The sequence below is a fragment of the Chryseobacterium cupriresistens genome, assembly GCF_046614675.1.
Taxonomy (GTDB): Bacteria; Bacteroidota; Bacteroidia; order Flavobacteriales; family Weeksellaceae; genus Chryseobacterium; species Chryseobacterium cupriresistens.
In genome coordinates, this window is sequence record NZ_JBKKJT010000001.1 from 29,261 (window position 1) to 52,125 (window position 22,865).

Below are 22,865 nucleotides of genomic sequence, written 5' to 3' on the forward strand. Positions count from 1 at the left end.
ATTTAAGAAGATAGATTTATGAAAAAGTTAATTGTAATCGCCACTTTAGCATTGGCACCTGTATTTTCCGCACAGGAAATGGTAACGAAGCCCGTTCAGTCTTACCAGACAGCTCAGTATCAGGCTAAGAAGAAAGCTTTTGTAGACAATCTTTTATCTAAAATGACATTGGATGAAAAAATTGGCCAGATGAACCTTCCGACTTCCGGAGATTTCACTACAGGACAGGCACAGAGCTCTGATATCGGAAAGAAAGTAGAGCAGGGATTAGTCGGCGGATTATTCAATATAAAAGGAGCAGATAAGATCAAGGCAGTTCAGAAAGTGGCAGTAGAAAAAAGCCGTCTGAAGATTCCTATGATTTTCGGAATGGATGTTATTCATGGCTATGAAACTACTTTCCCGATTCCTTTAGGGTTAGCCGCTTCGTGGGATATGAACCTTATCCAGCAGTCAGCAAAAGTAGCTGCCAGAGAAGCTGCTTCCGACGGGATCAACTGGACATTCTCTCCCATGGTAGATATTTCCCGTGAACCAAGATGGGGTAGAGTATCAGAAGGTTCTGGTGAAGACCCATATTTAGGAAGTGAAATTTCTAAAAATATGGTGTATGGCTATCAGGGGAAAGACCTGGCTAATGGAACCAATATCTTAGCTTGCGTGAAACACTTTGCCTTATATGGAGCAGGGGAATCCGGAAGAGATTACAATACGGTTGATATGAGCCATGTAAGGATGTTCAACGAATATTTTCCTCCTTACAAAGCTGCAGTGGATGCTGGTGTGGCTTCTGTAATGGCCTCTTTCAATGAAGTGGACGGAGTACCGGCGACAGGAAACAGATGGCTTCAGACAGAAGTTTTAAGAAATCTATGGAAGTTCAAAGGCTTCGTAGTAACAGACTATACCGGTATCAATGAAATGGTAGACCACGGTATGGGAGATCTTCAGCAGGTATCTGCTTTGGCTTTAAAAGCTGGGGTTGATATGGATATGGTGGGAGAAGGTTTTTTAACAACATTAAAAAAATCCCTTCAGGAAGGAAAAGTTACGCAAGCTGAAATTGATATGGCAGCAAGGAGAATTCTTGAAGCAAAATATGATCTTGGTTTATTTGATAATCCATACAAACATGGAGATGCGAAGTTAGCGGCAAAAGAAGTCTATAATATGGAAAACCGTAATATAGCAAGAAATACAGCTGCTCAATCCATGGTGTTATTGAAAAATGACAATCAGGTATTGCCTTTAAAGAAATCAGGAACAGTGGCTGTAATCGGCCCATTGGTGAATAACTCAATGAATATGGCCGGAACATGGAGTGTTGCGACAAAACATGCTGCTTCAGTTTCTTTGATGCAGGGATTACAGTCAAACTATGGAAAAGAAGTTAAGTTTTTATCAGCAAAAGGAGCCAATATAGATTACGATGCCAAATTAGAAGAAATCTATGCAGCTCATGGTAAAAAAACAGACAGAGACAACCGCTCGAAAGAAGAATTGTTAAAAGAAGCTGTAGAGGTAGCCAACAAAGCAGATGTGATTGTTCTGGCTATCGGAGAATCTGCTGAAATGAGTGGAGAATCTTCTTCAAGAACAGAAATTACGATTCCACAGTCTCAGGTTGACTTACTCAACGAATTAAAGAAGACGGGAAAACCAATCGCAATGGTTCTTTTCACAGGTCGTCCTTTAGCTTTAACCAATGTAAAAGACACTCCGGATTCTATATTGAATGCTTGGTTTGCAGGATCTGAAGCAGGAAATGCCATTGCAGATGTTCTGTTCGGAAAAGTAAACCCGTCCGGAAAACTTCCGATGACTTTCCCAAGAAGTCTTGGGCAAGTGCCAATCTATTATAATGCTAAAAATACAGGTCGCCCGCTGAGTCAGGATAAAGTAGACAAATGTACTTATGAAAGATTCCGTTCGAACTATATGGACGAATGTAATACGCCATTGTATGCTTTCGGATATGGATTGAGCTACACGAAATTCAATTATTCTGATATGGCAGTTTCCACTACTACTGCAAAAGGAAATCAGACGGTTCAGGCATCCGTTACTGTAACAAATACAGGAAATTATGACGGAGCTGAGGTTGTTCAGTTGTATATCAGAGATATGGTGGGAAGTATTACAAGACCGGTAAAAGAATTAAAAGGTTTCCATAAAATATTTCTGAAAAAAGGAGAATCTAAAAAAGTAACTTTTGATATCACTCCTGAAAGCCTTAAGTTCTATAACGGAGATTTGAAATATGACTGGGAATCAGGTGAATTTGATATTATGATCGGAACCAGTTCTGACAATGTTCAGCATTCAAAGATTAACTGGACTAAGTAATATCCGGAAAAGTAATTCACCGGATTGTGTTATGAAGTTTTTTGGCACGATTTTTAATAATACCTCGGGTAATTATTAGTATACAAATCGACATGAAAAAAACAATTTTATTAAGCACAATGTTCCTGGGTTCTTTACTATTTGCACAAAAAGGAACAATAAAAGGTGGAGACAAAGATGCACACGGATGTATTGGTTCAGCAGGATATACTTATTCTCAAATTAAGAAAGACTGTATAAGAACGTTTGAACAGAAAATCAAGTTAACAGAAGTAGCTCCGAAAGACAGCTATACTTCGATAGCTGCTGTTATTTTCAGTAAAGACATGAAACAAGCTGAGGTTTTTGTAAAAGATGCCGGTGAAAGAAGCATTATCCTTACCAGAGCAGGAGGTAAAGCCAAAGCATGGAAAAAGGATGGTTATGTATTGGTTCCTTACAAAAAGCACGGATATCAGCTTAAAAAGGATAATATCGTGATCTATCAGTAAGATCCGGTTAAAAAAAACCGCTCGAAAGAGTGGTTTTTTGTACCTTAGAGAAATTAATTAATATCACATTTCTGGGATATTTTTAATCCATCAGAAAACAAAAATTTTACCTATGAAAAAAATAATTTTACTCAGTACAATGTTCCTTGGATCATTCGTTTTTGCACAAAAAAGTACTCCTGTTCTCGGAGGCGACAGAGATGTTCACGGTTGTATCGGCTCCGCAGGATATACCTATTCCCAATTACGAAATAATTGTATACAGACTTTCAATCAGAAAATAAAACTCAAAGAAGTAAACTCAGACAAAAGCTATACTTCAATGACGGCAGTTATTTTTAATAAAAGCATGACTAAAGCCGAAGTATTCATTCCGGATGGAGCTGCAAAAAGCATTATTTTGGATAAGCAGGGAAAAGCAAAAATATGGAAAAGCGGAGCTCACGTGAAAGACAGCTATGTTTTAACTCCCTATAAAAAAAGCTATCAGATCAAGAAGAATGATGAAGTCATTTATCAGTAAAATAAAACCACAAATAACAGACCACTCGCAAGAGTGGTTTTTTTATGTCAATAATTAAAATTAATTCGGTTTAATACGACATGTTTTGACGTTGTGGATAAATATTTTTACATCATAATAAAATAAAAACTGGTATAAATAGAGAGAATCTAATTAAAAATAGTATGATTTACAGGATACCACACAAAAATGATTTCCATATCTTAAAAAGTGTTAAATTCGCGAAGTTTTAAGAAACTAATTACTAACTCAAAAAAAACATAGAATGAAAAAATTCTATTTCGGTGCATTCACTTTATGCACAGTCCTGGGCGTATCTGCCCAGGAAGTGGTGTGGCAGAAAGACATTCAATCCTCTACCCAGGATTTTCTAAGCCAGGTCACCACAACCATTGATCAGCAATACCTGATCTCGGGAAGCTCTATTCAAGGCGATAAGCAAAAGGCTTCAGGCAGTAAGCAAAACAACGGTTACGACTTTCATCTGGTAAAACTCAATCAACAGGGTGAAGAAGTCTGGGAGAAATATTTCTCAGGACAAAACCATGATTATCTGTCAGCCACTGTTACCACTCAGGATGGCGGATTTCTTTTGGCAGGAACTTCTTATTCAGGAAAGGGATTGGATAAAAAAGAGGATTCCAAAGGAGGTTCAGATATCTGGCTGATCAGAATCAATGAATTCGGAGATGAACTATGGCAAAAAAACTTGGGAAGTTCTTCCGATGAAGAAGCAAGAGCTGTTATCCAAACTACAGATTTAGGATTCTTTGTTGCAGGAAATGTCCAAAACTCATCAAAAGGCTATGGTTCCAAAGATGTTTTAATCACGAGACGCCATTCTTCAATTCTTGTTCCATCTTGAAAATATCCTTCAAAATTTAAAACCTTTGCATTGGCAAAAATTCATTGAAGTTTAGAGCGTCTGATGGCCCTTCGAATCGGAAAGCCTTTCTTCCTTCTTTCTGGATTCACCTTTCACAAAAGGATTAGATCACTGGGGGTATTGGAATGGTAATGATGGAAACACGAATCTGGCACCTTTTGATACTTATAATGCATCTACTGGTGATTATACGCTTAATAATACTTTCAGAGACACTAATATTCAAAAATACAATGTCGGATTATTAAGTAAAGTTACTTATCCTACTAAAGGCTATTCAGTATTTGAGTACGAACCTAACTATTATGGAAAAAGAATAGAAAGAAACTCTGTAAGTGCTTTTCTGCCGACAATAACTAATAATACTGGCGTTGTAGGAGGAGCAAGAATTCACAGACAATATGATTATTCTGAAAATGGAGGAATTATAAATGATAAAACTTATAAATATTCTACAACATTAATAGGTAATACATCTTCTGGAATACTAATGAACTGGCCAAGATATATGTATTACATAGAATTTTCAGGAACAGGATTTCTTGAAAAGTTAATGCTTAGATCCAGTTCTAATGTTCAACAAAATAGTATGGACAGTTATAACGTAGGTTATCAAAAAGTATATGAAATAAACTTAGGAAAAGGATATACAGAATATAATTTTACAAATTATGAAGATTATCCCGATATTTTAAACCCCGACACAAATAATATTAAGAATTATTTTAATAATCCTCCTAACTTTGGAACATATCAGTCAAATCCAGAGAATTTATATAAAAATCTTAAGAATCTTTATGGTATTGACAGGAGTATTTTAAGAGGAAAGTTAAAATCTGAGATAATTTATCCAGAAGGTTCTGCAAACCCGTTAAAGAAAACTGAATATATTTATAATGATAATATAGATTATAACCCAAATAGTCTTAAGGATAATAATAATTATGTTGTGGTCAACCATCTTTCAGGATATTGGGTCCAAGGTTATAAAAGATACCTTAACACATCAGCTATCAAAAAGAAAATTACTACTGATTTTCTTAATAATACTCCAGTGATAAATACTACTGAATATTTTTATGATAGTGATAGTCATTTGAATCTGGCTCGGGAAAATAACACTTTTTCTGACAATACTACAGTATCCAAGAATGTATATTATGCTCAGGATTCTCAGGGTGATAATTATTTGCTAAGGACTAAAAATATGGTAGGCATTCCTCTTATTATAGAATTAAAAAAAAATAACAAGAGTATCTCTAAAACAGAGATTAAATACCCCAAATTTACTTATGAAATAACAAATAATACTGTAGGTTTAGCATTACCTTACCAGGTAAATTCTACGGATCTACAAAACGTTGTTTCTACTGAAGTGACTTATGATAAATATGACAACAAAGGAAACTTACAGCAGTACACTACAAAATCAGGTGTTTCCACAGTAATCATCTGGGGTTACAACCAGACCCAGCCCATTGCCAAAATAGAAGGAGCTAAATTATCAGATATCCAGCAGTCACTGATTGATTCCATTATTAATGCTTCTAATACAGATGCTTCTGCTGCAGCTAATAATGATGAAACTTCATTTTTATCTGTACTAAATACCTTCAGAAGTAGTTTGCCAAACTATCAGATTACCACCTATACCTATGATCCTTTAATTGGGGTAAGAAGCATCACACCACCATCAGGAATCAGAGAAAGCTATGTTTATGATTCCGCAAACAGACTTCAGAAAGTGATCGATGTGAATGGTAAAGTGTTGAAGGAAATGAAATACAATTATAAAAACTAAAACTGATGAAAAAGATAATAATACCAATAGGAGCGTTGCTCTTATCCAATATAACCTATGCGCAGCTTTCCACTATTTCAAGCAATGAAAACTATATTCAGTCCAAAACGTATCTGGATTATAATGGAACATCTGCTACCAAATCCTCAGAAACCGTACAGTATTTTGACGGGTTGGGAAGACCAAAACAGGTAGTGAATGTCAAAGCATCACCACTGGGACGTGATGTAGTTACTCATATAGAATATGATCCTTTCGGAAGACAGGTAAAAGATTATTTACCTGTTCCCCAGCTTTCTACCAGCAATGGAAACTATTATTCAGGACCCTTGGGTGTTTATCCTAACACGTATGGTAATGAAAAGATCTATTCTGAAAAAGTTTTGGAAAGCTCACCATTGGACAGGGTTCTGGAACAGAAACAGGTAGGTAATGACTGGAACGGAAAATCTGTAAAGTTCAGCTATGACACCAACGGACTGAATGAAGTCTATCAGTACATTAGTACCACGAGCTGGATAAATGGAGCTACTAAAAGTGCACTGAGCTTATCCTCTGCCACGGTTTATGCCCCAAACCAGCTTTATAAAAACTCTGTCAAAGATGAGGATGGTAATGAAACCATAGAATTTAAAAACGGTAAAGGTCAGGTTGTTTTGGTAAGGAAAGTCATGAGCCCCGCAGAAAATGTGGATACCTATTATGTTTACAATGAATATGACCAGCTGGCTTTTGTCATTCCTCCTCTGGCTGTTCATAAGCCTATTACGGATGATCTTCTCAATACCTTATGCTATCAGTACCATTATGATGGTAGGGGAAGACTGGTGGAAAAAAAGCTTCCCGGAAAAGGCTGGGAGTTTATGGTATATGATAAAGCCGACAGGCTGATGCTTACCCAGGATGCCAATATGAAAGGATCTGGAAAATGGCTGATGACCAAGTATGACCAGTTTGGAAGAGTTGCCTATACAGGAATATTCAGTTCAAATGACAGTAGGGCGACAATACAGGATCAGATCAAGGATTTGGTTATTTATGATGCGCGCCATTCTACAGGTTTTGTAAGGAATGGAATCAATATTTATTATACAGCCGTCTATTTTACCCCTGAAAGTATTTTGTCGGTTAATTATTACGACTCTTATCCTGCCTACAGTTTTAATCCGGCATTCCCCTCAACAATTCAGGGAGAACCAGTATTGACAGACACTCCTGCAGCTGACGGAAGAAGTACCAAAGGACTACCTGTAATGAGTTTTGTAAAGAATATTGAGGATGACAACTGGACCAGGAACTATACCTATTACGATCAGAAAGGAAGAGCTATTGGCAGTCATTCTGTGAATCATTTGGGAGAATATACAAGAACAGAATCCAAACTGGATTTTGCAGGAATCACGAAACAGACTGTAACAAGGCATAAGAGACTGAGTACGGATACCGAAAGAGTCATCACAGAAACCTTTGATTATGACAGTCAGAACCGCTTGGTTACCCATAAACATAAGATTGATAATAATGCTGAAGAAATCCTGGCTCAGAATACCTATAATGAAATTTCCCAGGTTACGAATAAAAAAGTGGGAGGAGTTACAGCTTCTTCTCCGCTTCAGCAGATAGATTACCAATATAATATCCGTGGGTGGCTGACCCAGATTAACGATCCTGCCAACCTTGGAAATGACCTGTTTGGATATAAAATCAGATATAATGAAGTACAAGGTCTGGAAGTCCCCAATACCAATTACCCGAACCACAAAGTAAAACCGAAATACAACGGCAATATCGCTGAAGTTGATTGGAAAATCTCTACAGGAGCGAATGATAATGTGAGAAGATACGGATATGTTTATGACCCGTTGAACAGGCTTACAGCAGGTTTCTATCAAAAAGACACCAATCCTTCCGGGAAAGAATACAATGAACTCTTTGCTTATGACCTGAACGGGAATATTCTGAATCTGGTAAGAACCCAGGGACTTCTCCCGGGAAGTACTGAGGCCATGGTGATCGATAATCTGATCTACAGCTACACGGGAAACAGGCTTACCAAAGTATCCGATGCCTATCTTAACAGTTTAGGATATCCTGTAGGAGGAAATGAAATAGGCTACGATGATAACGGAAATATGACGACCCAATTGGATAAAGGAATTTCCTCCATTCAATATAATTATCTAAATTTACCACGAAAGATTACCCAGAACTCAAAAGTAATGGATTATATTTACAGAGCAGACGGAGTGAAACAAAAAAAGGTTTTCGGAACAGAAACAACCGATTATCTGGATGGTTTTCAGTATACCAATTCAGTATTAAAGTTTTTCCCAACATCAGAAGGATATTTTAATGTTGAAACTGGAAAGTACGTGTACAATTATACGGACCACCTTGGAAATGTTAGATTAAGTTATGCTAAAAATGGAGCAGGAACAGAGATCATTGAAGAAAGTAACTATTACCCGTTTGGATTGAAGCATGAGGGGTATAATGGATTGGTAGGAAATCCTTCGTATCAATACAAGTACAACGGTAAGGAACTTCAGGAGACTGGGATGTATGATTATGTTGCAAGATTCTATATGCCTGATATTGGAAGATGGGGTGTTGTGGATCCGCTCGCAGAAAAAATGACGAGATTTAGTCCTTATAATTATGCGTTTAATAATCCAATTAGGTTTATTGACCCAGATGGAAGACAGGGAACTGATTGGTATCAAAATACTTTAACTGGGGATTATAAATGGTTTGATGGAAAAGATCAACATCAAGGTTATGCTTATGTTGATAATAGTGGAACTAATGATATCAATATTTTAACGCGAGGTGGTTATGAAAATGAAGTTCTAGGAGCAGTTTTACATCCGGACGGAACAGTTTCAGATTATAATTACCCAAATATTACAGCAAATAGAGGAGAAATATTAACAACCCCAGATGGTACAAAATTTGAAGCAGGATCTACCAATATAGGAACTTATTGGAGTTTTAGTGCAAATTATGCTATAGGAGGTGGTATAGGCTTTAGTTTTGGTAATGTCACTGATAGTAAAGGAGAAACAAACTGGTTTTCTTCATTTAATGGAAATATAGGTTTTGGTGCATCAGGTGGAGTTGAAAAAGGGGTCATAGTTCCCACAGATCCAAACCATAAATTTGTTAATTCAGATTTTGCAGGGACGGGTGTTTCTTATTCTGGAGGAGATGGACCTATTAATTTATCATATGGAGGAACATTTAATGATAAATATGATGGATATAGAAATATTGATAATTTTAACCCTTCTCATTTTGGACAAAATTCTGAAACAAATAATAGTGGTTATAGGACATTTGGTATAGGTGTTGCTAAAGGGTCAGCTCAAGCTTTACCTATAATGTGGACAAAATCTAAAACACACGTATATGGACAATAATTTTAAATTGGATAAGTCTAGTAAAACCCCACTTATTATTTTTTTGTTAATATTTGGGTCAGTCGTATTTCTTACTATTTTTTATTTGAATCATAATTCCGCTGATTTGACTAAAGAACAACTTTTAAAAATTAACAGGCATACGAAAGTTACTGATATATACGTCAACAAAAATGAGCATAATTTTTTATATGTAAAATTTTCGAACGGCACTGAGAAAATTATGGAAACACCTTATCAAATAGGAGATTCCATTTCAAAAAATAAAGGAGATTCTATAGAGTATATTTTTCGAAAAGATAGTGTTATTCAAAATAATCTATTTGAGGTAGCAAGAAGAGAAAATATACTTAAATGAAGTCTTTCCGTGACCACCAGCGTTTCTTGCCCCCGCTGGCGCGAGCGACTCGCTCGTGTCCACAAATAACGAAACCTCCGCAACAGCGGAGGTTTTGATTTATTTTGTCTTAAGAAGCTCTATTGATATATATAATGATCATCAAAAGTTAATAAACAATTGTCTTTGTAAATTGTATAAAATGAACAGGTTATATTTTTGTATTCCAAAAATCTGTATATTGGTATTACCAAATTAAAGCGTAATCCGAAAAGCATATAGAGTAGGAGAAAAAATCAAAAAAATGTTACTATGAAAAATCTAAGAAAACTTTCAAAAAGAGAATTGAAAACAGTTCAGGGAGGTATCCCGATGTGTCTTGCAGGATACTTCTGGTGCTCACTGGAAAGAAAATGTATTCCGGTAGGGTCACCATGCGGACTTATTATTGATTAATTTCATTCATGAAAATAAGGTAAAGAACAGGCTGTCTCAGAAATGGGACAGCTTTTTTAGTGCTCACCACCAATCGACTTAGGAATCAGGAGCGTTAAGAAAATTTGAATGTAATCCGTTAAAAAATTTCCACTGTCTGAGCATGGGACTTACTCAGAACCGAAGCAGAACCGGATAATCCATGCGAGTTTGGAAATTTTAGGAGTACATTCAAATTTTTAGCGGATGATTCCCGTCTTGAACTTTTGCATACTTTTGTTTCAAGACAAAAGTATAAATGAAAATCATAATAAATATTTTACAAGTTATTGTTTTACTTCTTTTTTGTATATGTCACTTATTTATTCATGGTATTAACCGCCAGTCATTTAAAAAGTAGTATGTACTAATGTACGACTTAGGAATCAGGAGCGTTAAGAAAATTTCAATGTAATCCATTAAAAAATTTCCACTGTCTGAGCATGGGACTTACTCAGAACCGAAGCAGAACCGAATGATCCATGCGAGTTTGGAAATTTTAGGATTCCATTTAAATTTTTAGCGGATGATTCCCCATCTTGAACTTTTGCATACTTTTGTTTCAAGACAAAAGTATAAATGAAAATCATATTAAATATTTCCCAAGTTATTGTTTTACTTCTTTTTTGTATATGTCACTTATTTATTCATGGTATTAACCGCCAGTCAATTAAAAAGTAGTATGTACTAATGTACGACTTAGGAATCAGGAGCGTTAAGAAAATTTGAATGTAATCCGTTAAAAAATTTCCACTGTCTGAGCATGGGACTTGCTCAGAACCGAAGCAGAACCGGATGATCCATGCGAGTTTGGAAATTTTAGGATTCCATTTAAATTTTTAGCGGATGATTCCAGTCTTGAACTTTTGTATACTTTTGTTTCAAGACAAAAGTATAAATGAAAATCATATTAAATATTTCCCAAGTTATTGTTTTACTTCTTTTTTGTATATGTCACTTATTTATTCATGGTATTAACCGCCAGTCATTTAAAAAGTAGTATGTACTAATGTACGACTTAGGAATCAGGAGCGTTAAGAAAATTTCAATGTAATCCGTTAAAAAATTTCCACTGTCTGAGCATGGGACTTACTCAGCTCCGAAGCAGAACCGGATGATCCATGCGAGTTTGGAAATTTTAGGATTCCATTTAAATTTTTAGCGGATGATTCCAGTCTTGAACTTTTGTATACTTTTGTTTCAAGACAAAAGTATAAATGAAAATCATATTAAATATTTTACAAATTATTTGTTTTACTTATTTTTAATCTGTGTATTTTAGGCAACAGTCATTTAAAAAGTAGTATGTTACTCATTAATGCCCGACTTAGGAATCAGGAGCGTTAAGAAAATTTCAATGTAATCCGTTAAAAAATTTCCACTGTCTGAGCATGGGACTTGCTCAGAAGCGAAGCAGAATCGAACGATCCATGCGAGTTTGGAAATTTTAGGATTCCATTTAAATTTTTAGCGGATGATTCCAGTCTTGAACTTTTGTATACTTTTGTTTCAAGACAAAAGTATAAATGAAAATCATATTAAATATTTTACAAATTATTTGTTTTACTTCTTTTTTAATCTGTGTCTTTTATTTATTAATGGTATTAGCCAGCAGTCACAACATTCCTCTTCGTGTATATCTGAAAATAGTCATTGCAATTCTAATTTCTATAATCCTATATTTCTATCTGCGATATATTAAAAAGAAAAGGTTCGGCAGCTAGTCTCACCTAGAACATGGTTATAAATTTCAATGTAATCCGTTAAAAAATTTCCACTGTCTAAGCATGGGACTTGCTCAGAACCGAAGCGGAACCGGATGATCCATGCGAGTTTGGAAATTTTAGGATTCCATTTAAATTTTTAGCGGATAATTCCAGTCTTGAACTTTTGTATACTTTTGTTTGGCTATGTCGAATCTTCGATTTCAAGACAAAAGTATAAGTATAAATTATGAATGAAAATCATCAGATCTGGATTTTCAACTCTCAATGAAAAACCGTATTTTTGTACATCTAAAAAGTAAAAGAACGAATGAATTCCTACAAAAATCCATTGGAAGAGCGCTACTCCAGTGAAGAAATGTTATTTAACTTCTCACACAATAACAAATTCCAGAATTGGAGAAAGCTTTGGATAGCTCTTGCTGAAATCGAAAAAGACCTTGGACTTGAAATTACAGACGAGCAGATCGCTGAGTTAAAAGCTAATGCTGAAAACATCGATTATGAGAAAGCAGCAGAGTATGAAAAAAAATTCCGTCATGATGTAATGGCTCACGTTCACGCTTATGGGGATGTGGCGCCTTCAGCAAAAGGAATTATCCACCTGGGAGCTACTTCAGCTTTTGTAGGAGACAATACAGACTTAATTCAGATCCGTGACGGACTTTTAATCTTAAAGAAAAAGTTGGTTAACGTCATGAAGAACTTAGCAGACTTTGCTATTCAGTATAAAGACCTTCCCACTTTAGGGTTTACACACTTCCAGCCGGCTCAGCTGACAACAGTTGGGAAAAGAGCTACACTTTGGTTACAGAGTTTGGTTCTTGACATCGAAGAACTGGATTTCTTCCTTGAAACCCTTCGTTTCAGAGGAGTAAAAGGAACAACAGGAACAGCTGCCAGTTTCCTTGAGCTTTTCAACGGTGATTATTCCAAAGTAAAACACCTAGATAAAGAACTTTCAAAAAGATTCGGCTTCGATAAAGTTTTCGGAGTTTCCGGACAGACTTACGATAGAAAAATTGATGCGAAAGTAGTTGCTTTATTAGGAAATATTGCACAATCTGCGCATAAATTCACAAACGATTTACGTCTACTTCAAAACCTTAAGGAAATTGAAGAACCATTCGAGAAAAACCAGATCGGTTCATCGGCGATGGCTTACAAGCGTAATCCAATGAGAAGCGAAAGAATCGGAGCATTGGCAAAATATGTAATGTCTCTGACGACAAGTTCTGCAATGGTGGCCTCTACACAATGGTTTGAAAGAACATTGGACGACTCTGCCAACAAGAGATTAACCATTCCTCAGGCGTTTTTAGCCGTGGATGCTATTCTTTTGATCTGGAACAACATTCTGAACGGAATTGTAGTATATCCAAACAGAATCAACAAGCACATTATGGAAGAGCTTCCTTTCATGGCGACAGAATATATCATCATGGAAGAAGTAAAAGCAGGTGGTGACCGTCAGGAAATCCACGAGGTGATCAGAGTTCACTCTATGGAAGCTTCAAAGAAAGTGAAAGAAGAAGGAAAAGAAAACGACCTTATCGAAAGAATCTTAAATGATGATTCTTTAAAACTAGACAAATCAAAACTGAAAGAAGTTTTAGATCCTAAAAACTTTATTGGTTTCGCGCCGATCCAGACGGAAGAATTCGTCAAGAACGAGGTACAGCCGATTATAGACCAAAACAAAGACTTAATAGGATTGGAAGCTGATCTTAAAGTATAAAACAATATGCAGTCTTTTCGGCTGCATATTTTATTTCCCACTCCAACTAATATGAAAAAACTACTACTAACCATTATATTAACACCAGTCATTTCTTTTTCTCAGACTAAAGAAGATTTACATTATTTCAAATCCAAAGATTCTTTAGTAGGAGTAAAAGATAAAGCAGGAAAAATAATTGTTCCTGCACAGTTCAAAATCTTTTCATTTCTAAAAGATGGAGATCCTGTAGAAGGGGAAACCATTCTTTTTGATGGCAGTAAAGAAGGTGAAAAACCGGAGAAAAATGCATGGGGCTATGTGTATGACAGAAATGGGAAATTCCTGTATCAGCCTTTCCTTTTTGACAATGGGGCAGATTATTTCTCTGAAGGACTGAGAAGATTGGTTAAAAATGGTAAAGTAGGATTTGCAGACCGAAACGGGAATACTGTTATTGTAGCTAAGCACGATTTTGCATTTCCTTTTAATTATGGATATGCTGCATTTTGTGACGGCTGTGACTGGGAAAAAACAAATGACGAGCACAGATCCATTGTAGGAGGAAAATGGGGCGTGATGAATGTCAAAGGAGAAACGGTTCAGCCATTGGCAAAACCATCAGAAAAGGATGTTGAAATAGATGGTAAATATTATCCTAATCAGTTTCAGTATAATGAAAAGGAGAAGAATATCCTTCAGTTCTTTGAAAAGCAGAAGAAAAAATTATCAGATCTTTATTATGTAAATTTTTACAGTAAACTGTCTGAAAAAGAAAAGAATCTTTTTTTTGAAATCGTAGAAAGACCAAAAGAAAACTTTCCGTATTATCAGGTGAATACCTATAATCACAAGAAGAAAGATTTGGATATGCTGTACCGTTTCAAATTCCTGGTTTCAGAAGATGGAAAAACATTTTATGCCATTGAGGATTTTAATGAAAAGAAAGTTCCTTTTGAAAACTGGCTGAAAGAAGAAATAAAAAATGCAGAAGACTTTCAGAAAGAACATAAGGATAATCCGAATAAATTTATCAATAAATAATATAAAATTGGAAATTCGGCAGTTCAAATTTGAAGAACATATGACTTATTCCTTTAAATTTGTACAGAATAATGATTGGGAAGAAAATCTCTTTCAAAAATTTCCAATATAGATGGGTTTAAAGAAAAAAACTTTAACTCAGAAAAAGTAAAAAAGAAAAATAAATCTAATATTAAAAATCTGACATCTAATTTTTAATAATGTTACAGAATCAAAATCATCAACAATTAATGACCGATCTTAAGGAGCTGGTAGACAAGACAAGAAGTCAGGTCGCTGCTCAGGTAAACTCGGCAATGGTGGTTTTGTACTGGGAAATAGGAAAAAGAATAAATGAAGATGTTTTAGATAATAAGAGGGCAGAGTATGGTAAAGAAGTTATTGTACAAATCTCTCAACAACTTACGTTAGAATTTGGAAATTCATTTTCTGAGAAAAATATCCGAAAAATGATGCAGTTTGCGTCTGTTTTTAGTGATTTTAATATTGTCGCATCAGCGATGCGACAATTATCATGGACTCACTTTCTGCTTCTCATTCCTATTTCACAAGATACTAAAAGAAACTTTTATCTTGAAGTTTGTAAAATTGAAAATTGGAGTGTCAGAGTCTTAAGAGAGAAAATCAATTCTCTGCTTTTTGAACGAACAGCAATAAGCAAAAAGCCTGAGGAAATAATAGATAAAGAACTGAAAAAATGGTCTGAAAATAATATTTCAAACCCTGATTTGGTTTTTAAAGATCCCTATTTTCTTGATTTTTTGGAATTGAAAGATACATTTTCTGAAAAAGATTTAGAAGAAGCCATTATCGTGGAACTTCAAAAATTCATTTCTGAGTTGGGAAGTGATTTTGCATTTCTTTCAAGACAAAAAAGAATCACAATAGATAATAGAGACTACTACCTGGATTTGCTTTTCTATCATAGGAAACTAAAATCTTTAGTCGTTATCGAACTAAAATTAGGTGAATTTGAAGCCAGCCATAAAGGGCAGATGGAGCTTTATCTCTCATACCTTAATAAATATGAAAAAGTAGAAGGTGAAAACCCTCCCATTGGTTTAATCCTTTGTTCCGGGAAAAATTCCGAACATATAGAACTCATGAATCTGGAAGGGGATAATATAAAAGTAGCAGAATATTTACTTATCTTACCTTCAGAAAAAGTTTTGCTTGAAAAATTGCATCGTTCAATAGAGATAGCAAGAAATAAATTTGAAAATAAAAAATAAATCTAATATTAAAAATCTGACATCTAATGTCTAATAACAAAAGAATTTTCGTAGAAAAAAGAGGAATTTTCGATGTTGAAAGTCCAAAAATTTTTGATGAAGTAAAAGCGGTTGTCCCGGCAGTTCAAAGTGTGAAAGTATACAATGTATATGATATTTTCAATCTGAACGACGGAGAATTTGAAAAAGTGGTAAACAACACTTTCGTAGACCCTGTTACTGATATTTTACATACAGAAAACCCTGCAAAGGCTATTCATTTCGGAATGGAATTTTTGCCGGGACAGTATGATCAGAGAGCAGACTCTGCGCAGCAGTGTATCGCTTTGCTGACTGAAAATGAAAAATCAAAAGTAAGAAGTGGAAAATTAATCGAATTTGAAGGAGTTTCTGAAGCTGATTTGATTAAAATCAAAGACCTTCTGATCAACAAAGTGGAATCTCAGGAAAAAGACTTATCCATTCTGGATATTCCTGCAGATGAAACCCCGTCAAAAGTAATCATCCACGAAAATTTTATCAATTTCAATGATGCAGAACTTGAGAACTTCTATAACAACCACGGCTTTGCATTAGGATTGGATGACCTGAAATTCATTCAGGAATACTTCAAAACTGAAGAAAGAAATCCTACGGAAACAGAATTAAAAGTATTAGACACGTATTGGAGCGACCACTGTCGTCACACTACTTTCGAGACAGAATTGTCAGACATTCAGTTTGAAGGTCAGTTCAAACACACATTGGAAACTATTTTCAATGATTATATCGAAAAAAGAAAATTCTTAGGCCGTGAGCTGAAGCCAATTTCCTTAATGGACCTGGCAACAGTATGCGGTAAATATTTCCATAAAACAGGGAATCTTGATAACCTTGTTATTTCTGATGAGATCAATGCATGTACCATTCAGATCGAAGCAGAATACGACGGTAAAAAAGAACCTTGGTATTTACTATTCAAAAACGAAACGCACAATCACCCAACTGAAATTGAACCTTTCGGTGGGGCATCTACTTGTTTGGGAGGGGCAATCAGAGATCCGTTATCCGGAAGATCTTTTGTTTTCCAGGCCATGAGATTAACGGGTGCTGCAGATGTTTTGGAATCTGTAGATAAGACATTACCAGGAAAATTACCTCAGAAAACGATTACAAAGCAGGCTGCCAACGGATATTCTTCTTACGGTAACCAGATTGGTCTTGCTACCACAATGGTTTCTGAAATCTATGACGAAGGCTATAAAGCTAAAAGAATGGAAGTTGGTTTCGTAACCGGAGCCGTTCCTGTAGATTGGGTAAGACGTGAGAAACCTGCTAACGGTGATTCAATCATCATTTTAGGAGGTGCAACAGGTCGTGACGGAGTAGGAGGAGCAAGCGGAAGTTCAAAAGAGCAGGACGAAACTTCTATCCACACCATGAGTTCGGAAGTTCAGAAAGGAAATGCTGTAGAAGAGCGTAAAATCCAGAGATTATTCAGAAATCCTGAGGTAACGAAGCTGATCAAAAAATCAAACGACTTCGGAGCTGGAGGAGTTTCTGTGGCAATCGGTGAAATTGCAGACTCTTTAGAAGTAAACCTTGATGTATTACCATTAAAATATGAAGGATTAAACGGTACCGAACTGGCTATTTCCGAATCTCAGGAAAGAATGGCGGTAGTTGTGGATCCTCAGGATAAAGAAAAATTCATCAGATTCTGTGAAGCTGAAAACATTGTTGCCGTAGAAGTAGCAAAAGTGACAGATTCAGGAAGAATGCAGATGTTCTGGAAAGGAGACAAAATTGTAGACCTTTCAAGAGCTTTCTTAGATACCAACGGATGTTCAAAGTCTCAGGAAGTGAAAATCACTCACCTTGAAGAAGTAAAAGAAGAAACAAAAGCTTTCACAGCAGAAAACTTCCTGAACATCTTAAAAGATAAAAATGTAGCTTCTCAGAAAGGATTGCTTGAAATGTTCGACTCTTCAATCGGGGCAACAACAGTAGCTATGCCTTTAGGAGGGAAATATCAGCAGACCCTTATGGAAGGAAGTGTGCAGACACTGCCGATCTTAGGAGCAAAAGATATAAAAACTGTTTCTCTGGCAAGCTGGGGATTCGATGCTGAAATCTCAAAACAAAACTCCCTGTTAGGATCATCTTACGCCGTAGTAGAGAGTGTAGCGAAGATTGTAGCGATGGGAGGCGATTATAAAAACATCCGACTAAGCTTCCAGGAATATTTTGAAAAATTGGGACAGAACCCTGAAAAATGGGGTAAACCTTTGGCTTCACTTTTAGGAGCTTACGATGCGCAGATCAATTTAGGTCTTGCAGCCATTGGAGGAAAAGATTCCATGAGTGGAACCTACCAGGATCTGAATGTTCCGCCGACCTTGATTTCTTTTGCATGTGCCAACGGAGATAAAGAAAATATCATCTCTCCTGAATTGAAAAGCGCAGGAAACAAACTGTATTTCTTCAATCACATTGCTCAGGAAAACGGACTACCAAACTATAATGCTTTAAAAGAAGTTTTTGAATTCATTTTTGAAAACATCAAAGCAGGAAAAATTGTTTCTGTAAAAACAGTGAAAGAAGGAGGTTTGGCTGTAGCTTTAGCAAAAATGAGCTTCGGAAACAGATTAGGTGTTGAAATCAATGCTGATGAAGCTGTTTTATTGGCTAAAAATATCGGTAGCCTGATCATTGAAGCTAAAGAAGAATTAAGCTCAGCTGCTCTTCAGTTGATCGGAGAAGTAAAAGATTCAGGGATTTTAAAGATTAATAATCTCGAAACCCGAATCACGAACCTCGAAGCCGCATATACCAATACATTTGAGAATCTCTTCCCAACACTAGAAAAAGAAAAGATCACGGTTGAAATTGATGAAAAATCAAACTCAATCCATCCAAGAAATATCATCATTAAAAAACACGGAATTGCACAGCCGAAAGTATTTGCTCCTGTATTCCCGGGAACTAACTGTGAGTACGACACGCTGAATGCATTCCAGAAAGAAGGTGCCGTAGTTAGCAGCTTGCCTTTAATCAATATCAATCACCAGTTATTGGATGAAAGCATTGATGCCTGGGTAGAAGAGATCAGAACTTCTCAGATTCTGGCCTTCTCAGGAGGTTTCTCTGCGGGTGATGAACCGGATGGTTCTGCAAAATTCATCGTTAACGTTCTGAAAAACGAAAAAATGAAAAATGCAGTACACGAATTATTAGACAGAGATGGAATGATTATCGGGATCTGTAACGGATTCCAGGCATTGGTGAAATCAGGATTGTTACCTTACGGAAGAATCAAAGATCTGGATGAAAACTCTCCAACGTTAGCTCATAATGCCATCAGAAGACACATCTCTCAGATGGTTACAGTACAAGTAGTGAATGACGAAAGCCCTTGGTTAAAAGGAATGAAAGGACAAACTTTCACAATTCCGATTTCCCACGGAGAAGGACGTTTCATGGCTTCAGAAGAAGAGATTAAGAAATTGTATGAAAACGGGCAGATTGCTACTCAATATATTGATCTTGATGGAAACATTGCTCACGGAATGCCATTCAATCCTAATAACTCTTTATTCGGAATCGAAGGAATCACTAGTCCATGTGGAAAAATCTACGGAAGAATGGGGCACCCGGAACGTTTTGCAGAAGGTCTCATGAAGAATATACCAACCGCGAATTATCACAATATATTCAAAAACGGTGTTGAATACTTCAAATAACAATACAAGAAAAATGATCGTCATCCATGGCGGTCATTTTTCGTCTTTAGGAGGTTTCTACGAAGAAGCTTCCAACGTTCTCATGAAGGATACAGACTGGAAAGTAGGAACACTAGATGGCTTTGATGATATTCTCTACGGAGGTTTCGGAGTGATTGAAGGCAAAGAAAAAATTGAAATCATCTGGAAAGAAGCAGAAAAGTCAAAAGAAGACTTAGGCTTTAAGGCTACCCGTGAATTCTACGAAAACAAAATCCGACAGGGAAAACCCTTCAATATAGAATTAATTCAGCGAAAATTAGATGAATTGACTGAAGGGAAAGGCCAGACGCTTTTTGAAATTCTGGTGGAAATTATAGAATCACATACGAATATTACGCTGACATTAGAATGATGTAATGAGTAATAAGTAATTTTGTTATATCAGCTTCATCCAATCAACTTGTTGATTCATTCTTTGCTTCCTTGGATAAACATACTCACAATAAAACCTTTGCGTCAAAAATTTAACCATTAAGAATAATAAAGATTGTAAGAAAAGTTAAGATTCATCGCCGATGAATAGGGAATTCTGCTTCATAATAGCTTTAGCTGTTGCCTTAATAATTCTTTATTCCTTCAAAAATCTTAATGGTTCAACTAAGTTTATTCAACCAGGGTACAAATTGGTCTATAGCTAAGTGAAACGCCCTTGCGAACGAAAACATAAAAGTTAAACCATGAGCGTCTTTTGCGTTAAAAATCACATAAAATTGAGGAGAATTATTTCCCTTAAACGATTTTTTCTTAATACTTTTACTTCAACAAAACAGGAAACAATAAAGTTCAATGAAGAAAATTATTTACGGGCTGTTCTTCGGTGACAGCATTACCTATGGAGAATATGACGGCGTTTTTGGCGGCTGGGTAGATATTCTGAAAAGATATGCCCTGCAGAAATTTCATGAAGGAAACGGAGATGAACTGATCCTGTTCAATCTCGGAATAGGAGGAGAAACCACAGAAGGATTGCTCAAAAGAATTCCTCATGAATTGGCTGCAAGAAATTCTGCTGATGGAAATATCGTTTTTCTAAGTTATGGAGCCAATGATCTTGCGGTAAAAGATGGAGTGCAAATTGTAGAACCAGATAAATTCAGGAGTAATATCAAAGAAGCTGTTGCCCATGCCAGGCAGTTTTCCAATACCATTTATCTCGTAAGCATTCTTCCTTTTTCTCAAAAAATAGATGGAGTAGTGGTAAGTTCAGGGAAGAAAAGAATCAACGAAGATGTTGTCGCATATAATCAGATTTTGAAAAATATTGCAGCAGAAGACTCATTGGGATATATTGATTTTTATTCTGCTTTCCTGGATGATAAAGAAATCCTGCTTTCTGCAGACGGTGTGCATCCTAATGAAAAAGGCTATGGAATGATGGCTGAAATCGCAATTCCAATCATTGAAAAGTATTTGTAATGCCTAATTTATTTTCTTATGGAACCCTGCAGAAAGAACAGGTACAGCTTGAAACCTTCGGAAGACGCTTACAAGGTGAAAAAGATACTTTAGCAGGCTACAAATTAAGTATGCTTGAAATCACAGATCCTGAAGTCCTGAGGAAAAGCGGTCAGAAATACCATCCTGTACTGGAATTTTCAGGAAACAATGAGGATGAGATAGAAGGAGTACTTTTTGACGTGACAGATGAAGAGATCCTCCAGGCAGACGAATATGAAGTAGATGATTACAAAAGAATAGAAACAGTCTTTAAATCCGGGAAAATAGGATTTATCTATGTCGGAAAATAGTTTCTCATCTTTTAAAACATCCCCTGTCATTGCGAGCAAAGCGAAGCAATCCCACTGTCTCATATAAAGTTTCAACGAGGTCTTTGTCATTCCGGGCAAAGCAAGGAATCTAAGCTTGAATGTTCTCTCGCAGATTTCGCAAATGAAGTAACTTTTAGACTTAATAGGTGCTTTTCTACTAATATGACCAATTTAATATTCAATGGAATTGGGCTTTAGCCCACTTATCTTATAAATAAATCCATTGGCTTTAGCCTAAATTTAAAAAACTACTGACATACCCTTGTCACAACCTGTTTTTATCTTTGTGCTAACAAAAAATCAATAAATGAATAACGTAAAAATAGAACCTTTTAAGGTGATCGGGATCTCTGTAAGAACAACCAATGAAAATGGACAGGCAGGAAAAGATATTCCGGTATTATGGGAGAAAATGATCAGCGAGAATATTGTCAATTCAATTCCAAATAAAATAGACAATACCATTTATTCCATCTATACAGATTACGAAAAAGACCATACAAAACCTTATACAACGGTTCTTGGATGTAAAGTCGAAAACCTTGATAACATCCCGGAAGGAATGGTTGGCTATTCTTTTGATGGAGGAGATTATCTGAAATTTGTCCCAAAAGGAGACCTTTCAAAAGGGTTGGTTATCAACGAATGGATAAAAATCTGGCAAATGGGTTTGAACAGAACATTTACCGCCGATTTTGAAGTGTATGGAGAAAAAGCACAAAATCCTTCAGATGCCGAAGTAGATATTTTCATCGCTGTAAAATAACAAAAAGTGAAAGAACCTGCCTTCACAACCTTTGAACTGAAGACGTGATATTCCCCTCCTTCGGAGGGGTGTCAAAAATTCAAAGAATTTTTGACGGGGTGGTTAAACAATATTTGTCAACAATTCCCTAATTTTAATTGAAAACATATTTCCCATACACCAAGACTCCGACAATCACAGATGCAATGGCTGTCAGCAATACAGCTCCGGCTGCAATGTCCTTAATAAAGCCAATTCTTTTGTCGAAATCAGGTTGAATGATATCACAGATCTTTTCAATAGCGGTATTAAAAATTTCAGCACTTAAAACAGCGAATGAGGCAATAAGAACCAAAGCGGTGTCTGTGTTGCTCAGGTTGAAATAAAAAATAAGGAAGAGATTGACAAAAAATGCCAGAAGTTCAATCTGGAAATTCCTTTCCGTTTTTATCATCATCAAAACACCCCTGAAAGCATTGAGAAAACTTTTATGAATAGGAGGTTTTTGCATGATTGTGAACTTTTCACACAAAGATAGTCTTTGTATTTTGATAAAAAAATGAATCTTCGCAGAAATCAAAGCATAATGTCAA

The 22,865-nt window shown here is 36.0% G+C and carries 17 protein-coding genes; 16 read left to right on the forward strand and 1 reads right to left on the reverse strand.

Annotation, left to right across the window (positions count from 1 at the left end; translation table 11 throughout):
- Positions 1-18 precede the first annotated feature (18 nt).
- From bglX to ACLI50_RS00240, 16 genes are all read left to right on the forward strand, one after another.
- On the forward strand, positions 19-2,346 hold the full coding sequence (gene bglX / locus ACLI50_RS00165) for a beta-glucosidase BglX (RefSeq protein ID WP_202839413.1): 2,328 nt from the start codon (positions 19-21) through the stop codon (positions 2,344-2,346).
- A gap of 92 nt (positions 2,347-2,438) precedes the next feature.
- The gene (locus ACLI50_RS00170) at positions 2,439-2,837 is read left to right on the forward strand and encodes a hypothetical protein (RefSeq protein ID WP_110011040.1); all 399 of its coding nucleotides are present in this window, start codon (positions 2,439-2,441) and stop codon (positions 2,835-2,837) included.
- Positions 2,838-2,949: 112 nt separating this feature from the next.
- The gene (locus tag ACLI50_RS00175; RefSeq protein ID WP_062671818.1) at positions 2,950-3,360 is read left to right on the forward strand and encodes a hypothetical protein; all 411 of its coding nucleotides are present in this window, start codon (positions 2,950-2,952) and stop codon (positions 3,358-3,360) included.
- A gap of 265 nt (positions 3,361-3,625) precedes the next feature.
- The gene (locus tag ACLI50_RS00180) at positions 3,626-4,225 is read left to right on the forward strand and encodes a hypothetical protein (protein WP_343638952.1); all 600 of its coding nucleotides are present in this window, start codon (positions 3,626-3,628) and stop codon (positions 4,223-4,225) included.
- 610 nt (positions 4,226-4,835) lie between these two features.
- The gene (locus tag ACLI50_RS00185; protein ID WP_343638950.1) at positions 4,836-6,047 is read left to right on the forward strand and encodes a hypothetical protein; all 1,212 of its coding nucleotides are present in this window, start codon (positions 4,836-4,838) and stop codon (positions 6,045-6,047) included.
- 5 nt (positions 6,048-6,052) lie between these two features.
- A complete protein-coding gene (locus tag ACLI50_RS00190) occupies positions 6,053-9,466 on the forward strand; it encodes a DUF6443 domain-containing protein (RefSeq protein ID WP_343638948.1) in 3,414 nt (1,137 codons plus the stop codon).
- Positions 9,456-9,824, forward strand: a complete 369-nt coding sequence (locus ACLI50_RS00195) for a hypothetical protein (RefSeq protein WP_110011053.1) — start codon at positions 9,456-9,458, stop codon at positions 9,822-9,824. The genes ACLI50_RS00190 and ACLI50_RS00195 overlap by 11 nt, the downstream gene beginning before the upstream one ends.
- A 291-nt stretch (positions 9,825-10,115) precedes the next feature.
- The gene (locus ACLI50_RS00200; RefSeq protein WP_156121528.1) at positions 10,116-10,259 is read left to right on the forward strand and encodes a bacteriocin-like protein; all 144 of its coding nucleotides are present in this window, start codon (positions 10,116-10,118) and stop codon (positions 10,257-10,259) included.
- Positions 10,260-12,311: 2,052 nt separating this feature from the next.
- Entirely contained in the window at positions 12,312-13,739 is a 1,428-nt protein-coding gene (gene purB, locus ACLI50_RS00205; protein WP_202839428.1) for an adenylosuccinate lyase, read from the forward strand.
- A 51-nt stretch (positions 13,740-13,790) separates the two neighbouring features.
- Positions 13,791-14,762: a WG repeat-containing protein gene (locus ACLI50_RS00210; protein WP_238349602.1), complete on the forward strand. Its 972-nt coding sequence runs from the start codon at positions 13,791-13,793 to the stop codon at positions 14,760-14,762.
- 230 nt (positions 14,763-14,992) lie between these two features.
- Complete coding sequence (locus ACLI50_RS00215) at positions 14,993-15,994, forward strand: PDDEXK nuclease domain-containing protein (protein WP_317193478.1); 1,002 nt, start codon at positions 14,993-14,995, stop codon at positions 15,992-15,994.
- A gap of 26 nt (positions 15,995-16,020) precedes the next feature.
- Entirely contained in the window at positions 16,021-19,716 is a 3,696-nt protein-coding gene (locus ACLI50_RS00220) for a phosphoribosylformylglycinamidine synthase (protein WP_411412884.1), read from the forward strand.
- The gene (locus ACLI50_RS00225; protein WP_343638932.1) at positions 19,697-20,110 is read left to right on the forward strand and encodes a barstar family protein; all 414 of its coding nucleotides are present in this window, start codon (positions 19,697-19,699) and stop codon (positions 20,108-20,110) included. The genes ACLI50_RS00220 and ACLI50_RS00225 overlap by 20 nt, the downstream gene beginning before the upstream one ends.
- Before the next feature lie 434 nt (positions 20,111-20,544).
- Complete coding sequence (locus ACLI50_RS00230; RefSeq protein ID WP_411412885.1) at positions 20,545-21,174, forward strand: SGNH/GDSL hydrolase family protein; 630 nt, start codon at positions 20,545-20,547, stop codon at positions 21,172-21,174.
- Positions 21,174-21,506 carry a gamma-glutamylcyclotransferase family protein gene (locus ACLI50_RS00235; RefSeq protein ID WP_411412886.1) on the forward strand — a complete coding sequence of 111 codons (333 nt, stop codon included), beginning with the start codon at positions 21,174-21,176 and terminating at the stop codon, positions 21,504-21,506. Before ACLI50_RS00230 ends, ACLI50_RS00235 begins: the two co-directional genes overlap by 1 nt.
- Before the next feature lie 328 nt (positions 21,507-21,834).
- The gene (locus tag ACLI50_RS00240; RefSeq protein ID WP_110011059.1) at positions 21,835-22,293 is read left to right on the forward strand and encodes a GyrI-like domain-containing protein; all 459 of its coding nucleotides are present in this window, start codon (positions 21,835-21,837) and stop codon (positions 22,291-22,293) included.
- Between the two features lie 133 nt (positions 22,294-22,426).
- Here the strand turns inward: ACLI50_RS00240 and ACLI50_RS00245 are convergent, their stop codons facing one another.
- Positions 22,427-22,783 carry a diacylglycerol kinase family protein gene (locus tag ACLI50_RS00245; RefSeq protein ID WP_343638926.1) on the reverse strand — a complete coding sequence of 119 codons (357 nt, stop codon included), beginning with the start codon at positions 22,781-22,783 and terminating at the stop codon, positions 22,427-22,429.
- Between the last annotated feature and the right edge of the window lie 82 nt (positions 22,784-22,865).